Origin of the sequence: Blattabacterium cuenoti (assembly GCF_014252075.1) — a bacterium.
Classification (GTDB): Bacteria; Bacteroidota; Bacteroidia; order Flavobacteriales; family Blattabacteriaceae; genus Blattabacterium; species Blattabacterium cuenoti_AC.
This window is the reverse complement of sequence record NZ_CP059209.1, coordinates 486,070-498,612: the sequence shown is the minus strand read 5'-3', so window position 1 is coordinate 498,612 and position 12,543 is coordinate 486,070. Positions and strand designations below refer to the sequence as shown.

Below are 12,543 nucleotides of genomic sequence, written 5' to 3'. Positions count from 1 at the left end.
ATACGAAATTAAAGATGAGTTTTTTTTAAACACATTTTTAACAAACGGAATTTGAATACATTATATATTTGTATGTAAAAATGAAATTTTTTAATGAAAAGAGCATATTTAGATAATGCGGCTACAACTCCTGTCAGGAATGAAGTCATAAAAGTCATGGTAAATGCATTAAAGTATTCATTCGGAAATCCTTCTTCCGTACAACATAGTTATGGAAGAGAAGCTTTTTCTATAATAGAAGAATCTAGAATTCGTATAGCAAAGAACATTATGGCATCTCCTTCTGAAATTATTTTTACTTCTGGAGGAACTGAGGCAAATAATCTTGTATTAAGATCTTCTATATTATACTTAGGAGTAAAGCATATTTTGACTTCTCAATTAGAACATTTTTCTGTTTTAAAAACTGTTTTAGATTTATCTAACAAAGATAAAGTCTGTGTGAATTTCATTCAAATTCAAGAAAAAGGAGTTCTTAATTTAAATCATATGGAAGATCTTTTAAAAAGAAATTCTTCTAAAAAAACACTTGTAAGTTTAATGTATGCAAACAATGAAATTGGAAATTTGTTGGAGGTCGATAAAGTTATATTTTTATGTCAAAAATACAATGCTTATTTTCATTCAGATACGATTCAGATTATCGGGAATTTTCCTATTGATATGAAAAAATTATCTTTCGATTTTGCCACTGCAAGTGCCCATAAGTTCTATGGACCAAAAGGAGTAGGTTTTGTTTTTATTCGAAATCATATTATAAAAAAAATAAAACATTTTATTACTGGAGGGTTTCAGGAATATGGAATTCGTTCTGGAACAGAAAATACATATGGAATAGCAGGCCTTTCAAAAGCTTTGCAGTTATCTTCTTGTAATTTTTTACATCACACGAAGAAAATACAAGATTTAAAACTTTATTGTATTTCAGAATTGAAAAAAATTATCCCAAATATTATTTTCAACGGACTATCATTTTGTCCTGATCAAAGTATTCCTTCCATATTAAATTTTTTATATCCAACAAAAAAAAAAGATTATTTATTATATTTTCATTTGGATTTAATGGGGGTCTCCGTTTCTAACGGAAGTTCTTGTAATAATAACGTGAAGAAAATGTCTCATGTCATTCAATCGATCACAAATGAAAAATTACTAAATAAAATGATGCCTATTAGAATTTCTTTTGGAATTTTTAATGAAAAAAAAGATATAGATTTATTAATAGAAGCCCTACAAAAAATCAGAAAACAAAAAAATTTATCGTAAATTCAAATATCTTATTATATTTACTACCTAACGATGATCAAGTCAGTTCAGTCAGTGAATAAGGGTAATTTCTTTAGATCTTCTATTGGAAAAAAAGTGGTTATGGCAACTACAGGGATTTTTTTAATGATTTTCTTACTATTGCATTTGTGTGTCAATCTTTTTCTTTTTTCAGGAGAAGAATCTTTTAATGAAGCTGTTTCTTTTATGAGAAAAAATTTATTTGTTCGAATTATGGAATATGCTCTTGCTACAGGTTTTTTGATTCACATTTTATTTGGAGTAAAATTGCATTTTAAAAATAAGAGAGTAAAAGGAGAAGTAGATTATGCTATGAATACTCATTTAACTACTTCATTTAGCAGCCGGACAATGATATATACAGGAGTTTTGATCTTATGTTTTTTAATTTTACATCTCATAAACTTCATGATCCCCATGAAATATTCAAATCATCATTTAACTTCGGATTATAATATAGTTATTTCTTTATTTAAAAATCCTTTGTACACATTCATATATGTATTTTCCTTTTTTATTTTAGGAATTCATTTGAATCATGGATTTCAGTCTTCTTTCCAATCTTTAGGATTGTCCAATAAAAAGAGATTGATTTGGATACAGAAATTTGGTTCTTTTTATTTTTGGATCATTTGTTCTGGATTTTCTATTATCGCTATTTGGTTTTTTTTCAATGGTAATTAATACTTTTCTTGTTAATGACTAAAAATTATTTGAAGTTAAATTCAAAAGTTCCAGCACGTGGGACTATCAATCAAAAATGGGAAAATCACAAGTCAACTTTAAAATTAGTATCTCCTAATAACAGATCTAATATGGAAATTATTGTTGTAGGAACTGGATTAGCTGGAGGTTCTGCTTGTGCTTCATTATCTGAATTGGGTTATAAGGTTAAAGCTTTTTGTTATCAAGATTCTCCTAGAAGAGCACATTCTGTAGCAGCTCAAGGCGGAATCAATGCTTCTAAAAATTATAAAGGAGATAATGATTCTATTTATCAACTTTTTTATGATACAATTAAAGGAGGGGATTACAGATCTAGAGAGGCTAATGTTTATCGTTTATCGGAAATTTCTTCTAATATTATTGATCAATGTGTAGCTCAAGGGGTTCCATTTGCTCGTGATTATGCTGGATATTTAGAAACTAGATCTTTTGGTGGAACAAAAGTTTCCAGAACTTTTTATGCAAAAGGACAAACAGGTCAACAACTGTTATTATCTTGTTATTCTGCTATGTCTAGACAAATAGGAAAAGGTAGAATTAAGATGTATAATCGTCATGAAATGCTTGATTTAGTAATTATAGAAGGTGTAGCTAGAGGGATTATTGCTAGAGATTTGATTTCTGGAAAAATAGAAAGGCATACAGCACACGCTGTAATAATAGCATCAGGAGGTTATGGAAATGTATTTTTCTTATCCACTAACGCAATGGGATCTAATGCAAGCGCTATATGGAAAGTTCATAAAAAAGGAGGATTTTTTGCTAATCCTTGTTACACACAAATACATCCTACTTGTATTCCAGTGCATGGAAGTTATCAATCTAAATTAACGTTGATGTCTGAATCATTGAGAAATGATGGACGAATATGGGTCCCCAAAAAATTGGAAGACGCTATTTCTGTTAGAAATGGAATTAAAAAGCCTGAAAATATAAGTGAAGAAGAAAGAGATTATTACCTAGAAAGACGTTATCCTTCATTTGGAAATCTTGTCCCAAGAGATGTTGCTTCCAGAGCTGCTAAAGAACGCTGTGACAAAGGATTTGGAATAGAAGAAAATGAGGCCAAAGAAGGTGTGTTTTTAGATTTTCATTCTTCCATAAAGAAATATGGAAAAGAAAAAGCGAATGAACTTGGAATTATAAACCCTAGGGAGTCAGAAAAAATGAATTTTGGAGAAGAGGTCTTAGAATCTAAATATGGAAATTTATTTCATATGTATGAAAAAATTACCAATCAAAATCCTTACAAAAATCCTATGAAGATTTATCCTGCAGTTCATTATACAATGGGTGGTTTGTGGGTAGACTACAATTTAATGTCATCCATTCCTGGATGTTATGTTATAGGGGAAGCTAACTTTTCTGATCATGGATCTAATAGACTTGGAGCATCTGCATTAATGCAAGGATTAGCTGATGGATATTTTATTTTGCCATACACCATTGCAGATTATTTATCTAGATACATAATAGTTTCAAAAAAAATATCTACACAACATAAAGAATTTGATAATTCAGAAAAGAAAGTAAAAGACAGAATTAAAAAACTTGTTCAAAACAATGGGAGCATGTCTGTTGATTTTTTTCATAAAAGACTTGGAAATATTATGTGGGAACATGTAGGAATGAGCAGAAATCATGTTGGATTATCTAAAGCCATAAAAAGGATACAAGAACTTCGTGATGAATTTTGGAAAAATGTTTTTGTTCCTGGAAAAATAGAGGATGGATTAAATTCTGAATTAGAAAAAGCTGGACGTGTAGCTGATTTTTTAGAATTGGGGGAATTGATGGCTATGGATGCTTTAAATAGAAAAGAATCTTGTGGAAGTCATTTCAGAGAAGAATATCAAACGAAAGAAGGAGAAGCTCTTCGAGATGATCTTCATTATAAATATGTATCCGTATGGGAATATATAGAAAATAAGTCTGTTAGTAATGAAATTATGCATAAAGAAAATTTAAATTATACTTTTGTGAAAGTGCAATCACGTTCTTATAAATAGAATATGAAAAAACTTCTGAATTTCAAATTAAAAATATGGAGACAAAAAAATAATAAAGAAAAAGGTTATTTTAAAACTTATCAAGTTTATGATATATCTCCTAACAGTTCTTTTTTAGAAATGCTAGATCTTTTGAACAATCAAATTATATGTGAGAAGAAGGAATCTTCTACTATAGCATTTGATCATGATTGTCGTGAAGGAATTTGTGGAATGTGTTCTTTATATATCAATGGAAGAGCTCATGGTCCAGATAATTTAATTACTACTTGTCAATTACACATGCGTCGTTTTCGGAATGGAGAGACTATATATATTGAACCTTGGAGAGCTAAACCTTTTCCTATAATTAAGGATCTTGTTGTAGATAGATCATCTTTTGATAGAATAATTATATCAGGTGGTTTTATTTCTGTAAACACATTAGGAAAAACAATAGATGGAAATATGATTCCTATTCCAAAAGATGAAGCAGATAAAGCTTTTGACGCGGCTACATGTATTGGTTGTGGAGCCTGTGTTTCTGCATGTAAAAATAGATCAGCCATGTTATTTGTTTCAGCAAAAGTTTCACAATTTTCCTTTCTTCCTCAAGGGAAAATAGAAAGAAAAAAGAGAGTATTAAATATGGTGAATAAAATGGATGAAGAAGGTTTTGGTTCTTGTACTAATACTAGAGCATGTGAAGGAGAATGTCCAAAAGGAATATCGACAGAGTATATTTCTTTGATGAATAAAGAATACATTTGTTCATTCACTACTTAATTAATTTTCTTGATAATGGAATACTTAGATTTTGAAAAACCTATACAAGAAATTAAGGATCAGTATATTAAATGTGTTCTTATAGAAAAGAAAAGTGGAATAGACATGAAAGAAGTTTGTGCCCAATTACAATCTAAATTGGAAAAAACAATTAAAAAGTTGCACAAAAATTTAACTCCTTGGCAAAGAGTTCAATTATCTAGACATCCAAATAGACCTTATACTTTAGATTATATACAGTCTATAACGAAATCTTTTGTCGAGTTACATGGAGATCGTCATTTTGGAGATGACAAAGCCATAGTTGGAGGTTTTGGGAAAATAGAAGATAAGACTTTTATGTTGATAGGAACACAGAAAGGAAAAAACACTAAGGACAGACAATACAGAAGATTTGGAATGCCTAATCCTGAAGGATATAGAAAAGCTTTGCGTCTTATGAAACTAGCGGAAAAATTTCGAAAACCTGTTGTTACTCTTGTTGATACACCAGGAGCTTTTCCTGGAATTGAAGCGGAAAAAAGAGGTCAAGGAGAAGCTATTGGAAAAAATATTTATGAAATGATGTGTTTAAAAGTTCCGATTATTGTTTTAATTATAGGTGAAGGGGCTAGTGGAGGCGCTTTAGGAATTGGAATAGGTGATAAAGTTTCTATGATGGAAAATTCATGGTTTTCTGTTATTTCTCCTGAAAGTTGTTCCACAATTCTTTGGGGAAAATGGGAAAAAAAAGAAAAATCATCAGAAGCATTAAAATTAACGGCAGAAGATATGTATAAGTTAAATCTTATAGATGATATTATTAAAGAACCTTTAGGAGGAGCTCATTTTTGTCCAAAAAAAGCGTATAAGATAGTTAAAAAAAAGATCATAAAATATGATAAACAATTATCTATTATTGATATAGAATCTCTTATTAGAAAAAGAAAAAATAAGTATATTTCCATGGGTTATTTTGATGAATAACCGTAAATTTTTTTTACGTATAGTAGTGCTTTATTTAAAATGATTTTATGAATCATATGAATTGGATCAGACAAGGAGAAGATAATAATTTTCAAAAAGGAAAAATACCACCTCAAGCATTAGATTTGGAAGAAGCCGTAATAGGAGCAATAATGATAGATAAAAAGGGGTTAGATGAAATTATTGATATACTTTTTCCTGAAGTTTTTTATAAAAAAGCACATCAAGAAATATTTGGTGCTGTGCAAAGATTATATCATCATTCTAAACCAATTGATTTATATACTGTTTCGAACGAACTTCGTAAGATTGGAAAATTGGAATTAGTAGGAGGAGAATTTTATTTGATAGAATTAACACAAAAAGTTATTTCTTCTGCACATATAGAGTACCATAGTCGAATAATATTACAAAAGTTCTTTTTAAGAAAATTAATCAGTATATCTTCTGATATAATTCAAAAATGTTATGAGGATAGTACAGATGTATTTGATCTTTTAGATCATGCAGAATCAAAACTTTTTGAGATTAACCAGAAATATTTAATCACAAAAAAATATGAAACTACTCAATGTCTTATCAAAAAAGCTATTGATAAAATAAAAAAAGCAGAAAAAGAAGGATTAAGTGGAATTTCTTCTGGATTTCACAATCTGGATCATATTACTTCCGGATGGCAAAATTCTGATTTAATAATACTAGCTTCTAGGCCTGGTATGGGAAAAACAACCTTTATGTTGTCCATGGTTAAAAATATTGCAGTACAACAAAAGATTCCAGTTTTAATTTTTTCATTAGAAATGTCTTCTATTCAATTAATAACAAGACTGATTTCATCAGAAACCGGTATTTCTTCAGAAAAAATAAAAAGAGCTAGTTTGTCTAGTTCAGATTGGGAGTGCTTGATTAATAAAACAAAAAATTTGAAGAATGCCCCTTTATTTATAGATGATACTCCTTCTTTATCTATATTTAGTTTTCGTGCAAAATGCCGTCGTTCTATATCTCAGAATGGAATAAAATTAATATTGATAGATTATATGCAATTAATGGTGATCAATGATCATGGTTCTAAATTGCAAAATAGAGAGCAAGAGATCTCAGTTATTTCTAGAAATTTAAAGTCTATATCTAAGGAACTTGATATTCCTATTATAGCTTTATCACAGCTTTCTAGAGCTGTTGAAACAAGAGGAGGAAGTAAACGTCCTTTATTATCTGATTTACGTGAATCAGGAGCGATTGAGCAAGATGCAGACATAGTTTTATTTATATATAGACCAGAGTATTATGGATTTAAAACTTGGGATTCTGATGAAGAGAATGATTCTTGTATTGGTCAAGCAGAAATTATAATAGCTAAACATAGAAATGGAGGGTTGGATAAATTTCGTTTAAAATTTATAAGTGATCAAGCCAAATTTATCAATTTGGAAGAAAAAGAACGGACCTCATTAATTTGGGAAGAGGATTATAAAAAAAATATTCTTGATCAAGAAAATTTATTTTTATCGCCTTATGGTGATTTTGATAATGAAAATTATTTGGATGAGGACATAAAATGAAAGTATATTGAATTTTGAATGGTTTTTTTCTAAAAAAACAATTTGGAAAGATTCTAGTAAAAATAGAACTTTTCGAACAATAGTTATAATAACACAAACAACAATAACTTTCGGTTTAATTCTTTCTATTTTAACTTTTTCTATAGGATTTGGATTCAAAAATATTGTAAAAGATAAATTGTTAAATATTAGAGGACAAGTTTTCTTAGAAAAGAAAAATTCAGATTTTCATGATGAAAATATATTTTTTTTTAAAAAAAAATATATTAACTTGAATTATGTGGAAAAAGTTTATAAAATTTTTGAAAAAAACATAATTATTGGAACAAATAAGAAAACAGAAAGGTATATATATAAAGGATTATATGAAGATTATAATCCTATTTTTTTTAAATATTTTTTAGTCGAGGGAAATTTTTTTGACAAAAAAAAAAATTACGATTGCAATAAAAACATTATTTTATCCAAAAAAATATCCTTATCATTAGGATTAAATATTGGATCAAATGTGAAAATAGATTTCCTTTTTTTTAAAGAAAATGGGGTTCCTTCTTTTGTATCCAAAAAATTTATAGTTTCTGGTTTATACGAAACAGGAATTCCAGAATTTGATGATCTATACGTTATTGGAAATATAAAATCTATTCAAAATATTTATGGATGGAAAAAAGATTTTTCAGAGAAATTTGAAATTTTTTTATCTTCTTTTCTTTACAAAAAAGAAAATATTAAGAAAAAAATTTTTAAAAAAATACCTAGTAATTTTTTAGTTAAAACTATCTATGATAAAAAGAATCGTGATATTACAGAATGGATAAATGTATTTGATAAAAATATACTTGTTATTAGTTTTATTATTTTTATATCATTAGTCATAAATATGATTGTATTTATTCTAATCCTTCTTTTGGAAAGAATCAGAACTATAGGTATTTTAAAAACTTTGGGGGCTCAAAATAAGGTTATACAAAAAATATTTTTGTTTTATGTTCTGCAAACATTTATTCCATCATTAATCATAGGAAATACTATAGGGATAACCTTATTGATTCTTCAAAAAAAATTTCATTTAGTATTACTAGACAAAATACAATATTTTGTGGATTTTGTCCCAATTTGTATTAATATAAGCCATATTTTCATTATAAATTTATCTATTACTTTTATTTGTTTTTTGACAATATTTTTTCCTACTTTATTTATTATTAATAAAATTCCTGTTATTAAAGTAGTAGAATTTGAATAAATCTCAAAATTTAATTTTGTATTTTTGTTTATGATAAAAAAAAATTCAATTAGTTCTTGACACTTGTAAAATCTTCATCAGGAATAAGGGGAACATTGGGAGGAAAAGCAGGAGAAGGTTTTTCTCCTATAGATATAATTAAATTTTCTGCAGGATATGTTTCCTGGATGAAAAGGAAATATAAAAGAAAAAAAAAATATGTCATAATCTTTGGTAGAGATGGTAGAGTTACTTCTGTTTTATTCCAAGAGTTTTTAATAATTACTTTTAGAAGTCTTGGAGTAGATGTTATAAATATTGGTTTATCTACAACTCCTACTGTTGGAATAGCCGTTATGAATGAGAAAGCTGATGGAGGAGTCATGTTAACGGCTAGCCATAATCCTAAAAATTGGAATGGATTAAAAATGTTTAATTCTTGTGGAGAGTTTTTATCTGAAGAGGATTTTCAAAAATTATTTTATATAACAGAAAAAGAAAATTTTAGATTTTCCTCTTATAAAAAATTAGGAAATCTTTTTCATAGAAAGGATTATATTCAAAAACATATAGAAAAAATTCTTTCATTACCTATTATAGATAGAAATATTATTCAAAAAGCAAGATTAAAAATTGTAATAGATGGAATTAACTCATCAGGAGGAATAGCAGTTCCTATTCTTTTAAAACATTTGGGAGTTCATGTCATTGAGATGCATTGCGATCCTCACGGTGATTTTGTTCACAATCCTGAACCTATTAAAAAAAATTTAAAAGAAATATGCAATAAAGTTCCGGAAATCAAAGCAAATTTGGGGATTTCTGTGGATCCAGATGTTGATCGTGTGGTATTTATTTGTGAAAATGGAGATTTTTTTGGAGAAGAATATACTTTAGTATCCATAGCTGATTATGTATTGGAAAATAAATTGGGTCCTGTTGTTTCTACATTCTCTTCTTCTCATGCATTAAAAGATCTTGCTATAAAAAAAGGAGTTCCTTATCATTCTACTTCTGTAGGAGAAGTTCATGTTATCAAAAAAATGAAAGAAGTTCATGCTGTAATTGGAGGAGAAGGAAATGGAGGAATTGTTTATCCTGAATTACGTTATGGGAGGGATGCATTAGTAGGAATTGCTTTGTTTTTAACTCAAATAGCTAAACTCTATAATATTTCATTATCTAAATTGAAGAAAAAATATTCTAATTTTTTTATGTCGAAAAAGAAAATACAACTTTCTTCTCATGAAAAAATTAAAATGCTACTAAAAAGAATAAAGAAAAAGTATAAAGGAAAAAAAATGAATTTGAGTGATGGAATTAAAATTGATTTATTAAATAATGAATGGATACATATAAGAGAATCTAATACTGAAAATATTATTAGAATACATACAGAAAGTTTTTCAAAAACAAGAGCTGATTTCTTAGCAAAAGAAATTGTGTTTGAAGTAAAAAAATTATAAAAATTTATGTTACAATATCTTATTAGATACACAGAAAATAAATTTATTTCTAAAAATAAATTTCCGTTATTTAATTCCGGAGATACAATTACTGTTTTTTTTGAAATTAAAGAAGGAGAAAAAAAAAGAATACAATCTTTTAAAGGAGTAGTTATAAAAAAACAGGGAAAAGGATTAACTAAAACATTTACTATTCGAAAAATAAGTATTGGGATAGGAATAGAACGTATATTTATTTTCAATCAACCAAACATACAAAAAATAGAAGTTAACAAAAAAGGAAAAGTTCGTAGATCTAAAATTTATTATTTTAGATTTCTTAAGGGAAAGAAAGCAAGAGTTAAAAGCTAACTGAAAAATGAAAAGCAAAAAAGAGCGCACAATAAGTCTCTCTTTTTTGCTTTTTTTTTAAAATCAATCCTAATTATTTATTATTTTTTCCGTTTTCTTCAGTAGTTACTTTTTCTTTTTCAGATGTATGTCCGTTTTCCTCATTATTATTTTTTGAGGATTCCTCACTAGAAGTTGCAGGAGGGGTGTTTGTATTACTGGAATCTGTTTGACTTTCATTATTATTAGCTGTTTTTTCCTCTTCTGTTGTAGTAGAGGGATTTTCATTTTTATTTTTGTTATTACAACTGATAGTAAACAAAAATATTGCCAATAGGATCGTAGTAACAGTAATTCTTAATTTTTTCATCATAATCAATAGTATTTCAATTATTACATATTCTGGGCAAATTTATATAAAAATTTGGAATGAAAAAATATATCATCATTTGTATTTTTTACTCAAAATAGAACCAAATAGAACCAACTTTTCAAGTTTGAAAATAAGAACATTATAAAATTACGTTTTTTTATTGAACTAAACAAAATTATATATTTTTATAAACAAATAAAAAATTATGTCCTTAAACAAAAAGATTTTAAAAGAGGCTCTAACTTTCGATGATGTTTTGCTTGTTCCTTCCTTTTCTTCAATTCTTCCATCAGAAGTCTCTCTTAAAACTTATCTGACTCCTGATATCTCTCTAAACATTCCCATATTGAGTGCAGCCATGGATACTGTAACTGAATTTTCTTTAGCTATATCTATAGCTAGAGAAGGAGGAATAGGAATCATTCATAAAAATATGAGTATAAAAAATCAATCAGAAGAAGTTTACAGGGTAAAAAGAAGTGAAAGTGGAATGATAGATGATCCTATCACTCTTTCCAGAAATTCTACACTGAAACATGCTCAATATCTTATGAAAAGATATCAAATATCTGGACTTCCTGTTATCGAAAAAGATCATTCATTAGTAGGAATTATTACGAGAAGAGATATCAAATATCGAACAAATTTGGATTCTTTAGTAGAAGAAGTAATGACAAGAGAAAATTTGATTACTTCTAAAAAGAATATTACTCTGGAAAAAGCAAAAAATATTTTATTGAGAGAGAGAATAGAAAAATTGCCTATTGTAGATGATAATAATAAATTGGTAGGGTTAATCACAATTAGAGATATAGATAATTTAATTGAGTACCCTAATGCTTGCAAAGATTCTAGAGGCCGTCTTCGTGTAGGAGCGGCAGTGGGGATAGATAAACAAACTTTAGATAGAGTAGAATCTTTAGTTAAAGTAGGAGCAGATCTCATCACTATAGATTCAGCTCATGGTCATTCTTCTAGGATATTACAAGTTATTAAATCAATTCGTTCTTTTTTTCCAAGAATTCCATTACTAGCAGGTAATGTAGTAACAAAAGAAGGTGCTAAATGTTTAATAGATGCTGGTTCTACTGTTTTAAAAGTAGGAATAGGATCTGGTTCTATTTGTACAACAAGAGTAATAGCTGGAGTAGGAATGCCTCAAATAACAGCCATTAATGATGTGTATGAATACGCAAAGAGAAGAAATGTTAATGTGATTTCTGATGGAGGGATTAGATATTCAGGAGACGTAGTAAAAGCTATTGCTGCAGGGGCTAGTTCTGTGATGATTGGAAGTTTATTTGCAGGGACAGATGAAGCTCCTGGAGAGGAAGTTATTTTTCAAGGAAGAAAATTTAAAACTTATGTTGGAATGGGGTCTTTAATTGCTATGAAAAGAGGAAGTAAAGATCGTTATTTTCAATTTAGTGAAAAATCTGTTCCAGAAGGAATAGAAGCTATAGTTCCTTACAAAGGGAAAATGAAAGATACTATTTATCAAATTTGTGGAGGATTGCGTTCTGGTATGGGATATTGTGGAGTTTCATCCATTACAGAGTTAATGAAAACAGGAAAATTTGTACGAATAACTAATTCAGGGTTAAAAGAAAACCATCCACACAGTGTCAGAATTACAAAAGAAACTCCAAATTATTATCTAAATACCCGGGACGGGATTTGAACCCGTACGATCGCAATGATCACAGGATTTTAAGTCCTGTGTGTCTACCAATTCCACCACCCGGATTTTTTTGAAAGCGAGAAACGGGATTTGAACCCGTGGCCCCGACCTTGGCAAGGTCGTGCTCTACCAACTGAGCTATTCTCGCCA

General features: G+C 28.4%; 11 protein-coding genes and 2 tRNA genes. 10 read left to right on the top strand and 3 right to left on the bottom strand.

What is annotated here, in order from left to right; translation table 11 throughout:
- Positions 1-93: 93 nt before the first annotated feature.
- Genes H0H47_RS02460 through rplS form a run of 9 tightly spaced genes read left to right on the top strand, consistent with a single transcriptional unit; the run spans position 94 to position 10,360 of the window.
- A complete protein-coding gene (locus H0H47_RS02460; RefSeq protein WP_185865903.1) occupies positions 94-1,266 on the top strand; it encodes a cysteine desulfurase family protein in 1,173 nt (390 codons plus the stop codon).
- 33 nt (positions 1,267-1,299) lie between these two features.
- On the top strand, positions 1,300-1,971 hold the full coding sequence (locus H0H47_RS02455) for a succinate dehydrogenase cytochrome b subunit (RefSeq protein WP_185865902.1): 672 nt from the start codon (positions 1,300-1,302) through the stop codon (positions 1,969-1,971).
- Between the two features lie 14 nt (positions 1,972-1,985).
- Positions 1,986-4,022 carry a fumarate reductase/succinate dehydrogenase flavoprotein subunit gene (locus H0H47_RS02450; RefSeq protein WP_185865901.1) on the top strand — a complete coding sequence of 679 codons (2,037 nt, stop codon included), beginning with the start codon at positions 1,986-1,988 and terminating at the stop codon, positions 4,020-4,022.
- A gap of 3 nt (positions 4,023-4,025) precedes the next feature.
- Positions 4,026-4,787: a succinate dehydrogenase/fumarate reductase iron-sulfur subunit gene (locus H0H47_RS02445; protein ID WP_185865900.1), complete on the top strand. Its 762-nt coding sequence runs from the start codon at positions 4,026-4,028 to the stop codon at positions 4,785-4,787.
- 15 nt (positions 4,788-4,802) lie between these two features.
- Positions 4,803-5,753 (top strand): acetyl-CoA carboxylase carboxyltransferase subunit alpha, encoded by a 951-nt coding sequence (locus H0H47_RS02440; protein WP_185865899.1) that lies wholly within the window; start codon positions 4,803-4,805, stop codon positions 5,751-5,753.
- Positions 5,754-5,800: 47 nt separating this feature from the next.
- Positions 5,801-7,318, top strand: a complete 1,518-nt coding sequence (dnaB, locus tag H0H47_RS02435) for a replicative DNA helicase (protein WP_185865898.1) — start codon at positions 5,801-5,803, stop codon at positions 7,316-7,318.
- Positions 7,319-7,325: 7 nt separating this feature from the next.
- A complete protein-coding gene (locus H0H47_RS02430) occupies positions 7,326-8,564 on the top strand; it encodes an ABC transporter permease (RefSeq protein WP_185865897.1) in 1,239 nt (412 codons plus the stop codon).
- 56 nt (positions 8,565-8,620) lie between these two features.
- Positions 8,621-10,009, top strand: coding sequence for a phosphoglucosamine mutase (glmM, locus tag H0H47_RS02425; protein WP_185865896.1), 1,389 nt, complete (start codon positions 8,621-8,623; stop codon positions 10,007-10,009).
- A gap of 6 nt (positions 10,010-10,015) precedes the next feature.
- Positions 10,016-10,360 (top strand): 50S ribosomal protein L19, encoded by a 345-nt coding sequence (rplS, locus tag H0H47_RS02420; RefSeq protein WP_185865895.1) that lies wholly within the window; start codon positions 10,016-10,018, stop codon positions 10,358-10,360.
- A 73-nt stretch (positions 10,361-10,433) separates the two neighbouring features.
- Here the strand turns inward: rplS and H0H47_RS02415 are convergent, their stop codons facing one another.
- A complete protein-coding gene (locus H0H47_RS02415; RefSeq protein ID WP_185865894.1) occupies positions 10,434-10,712 on the bottom strand; it encodes a hypothetical protein in 279 nt (92 codons plus the stop codon).
- A 205-nt stretch (positions 10,713-10,917) separates the two neighbouring features.
- Between H0H47_RS02415 and guaB the strand changes: the two genes are divergently transcribed.
- A complete protein-coding gene (gene guaB, locus H0H47_RS02410) occupies positions 10,918-12,393 on the top strand; it encodes an IMP dehydrogenase (protein WP_185865893.1) in 1,476 nt (491 codons plus the stop codon).
- Here guaB and H0H47_RS02405 read toward each other — a convergent pair.
- A tRNA-Leu gene (locus H0H47_RS02405) sits at positions 12,375-12,459 on the bottom strand. The genes guaB and H0H47_RS02405 overlap by 19 nt on opposite strands.
- A gap of 9 nt (positions 12,460-12,468) precedes the next feature.
- Positions 12,469-12,541: transfer RNA gene (locus H0H47_RS02400), tRNA-Gly, on the bottom strand.
- Between the last annotated feature and the right edge of the window lie 2 nt (positions 12,542-12,543).

Bases quoted from the DNA above. Each gene is read 5' to 3' on its own strand.
- dnaB (WP_185865898.1), top strand. From the start codon at position 5,801: ATGAATCATATGAATTGGATCAGACAAGGAGAAGATAATAATTTTCAA.
- rplS (WP_185865895.1), top strand. From the start codon at position 10,016: ATGTTACAATATCTTATTAGATACACAGAAAATAAATTTATTTCTAAA.
- H0H47_RS02460 (WP_185865903.1), top strand. From the start codon at position 94: ATGAAAAGAGCATATTTAGATAATGCGGCTACAACTCCTGTCAGGAAT.
- H0H47_RS02445 (WP_185865900.1), top strand. From the start codon at position 4,026: ATGAAAAAACTTCTGAATTTCAAATTAAAAATATGGAGACAAAAAAAT.
- H0H47_RS02440 (WP_185865899.1), top strand. From the start codon at position 4,803: ATGGAATACTTAGATTTTGAAAAACCTATACAAGAAATTAAGGATCAG.
- H0H47_RS02450 (WP_185865901.1), top strand. From the start codon at position 1,986: ATGACTAAAAATTATTTGAAGTTAAATTCAAAAGTTCCAGCACGTGGG.
- H0H47_RS02455 (WP_185865902.1), top strand. From the start codon at position 1,300: ATGATCAAGTCAGTTCAGTCAGTGAATAAGGGTAATTTCTTTAGATCT.
- guaB (WP_185865893.1), top strand. From the start codon at position 10,918: ATGTCCTTAAACAAAAAGATTTTAAAAGAGGCTCTAACTTTCGATGAT.
- H0H47_RS02415 (WP_185865894.1), bottom strand. From the start codon at position 10,712: ATGATGAAAAAATTAAGAATTACTGTTACTACGATCCTATTGGCAATA.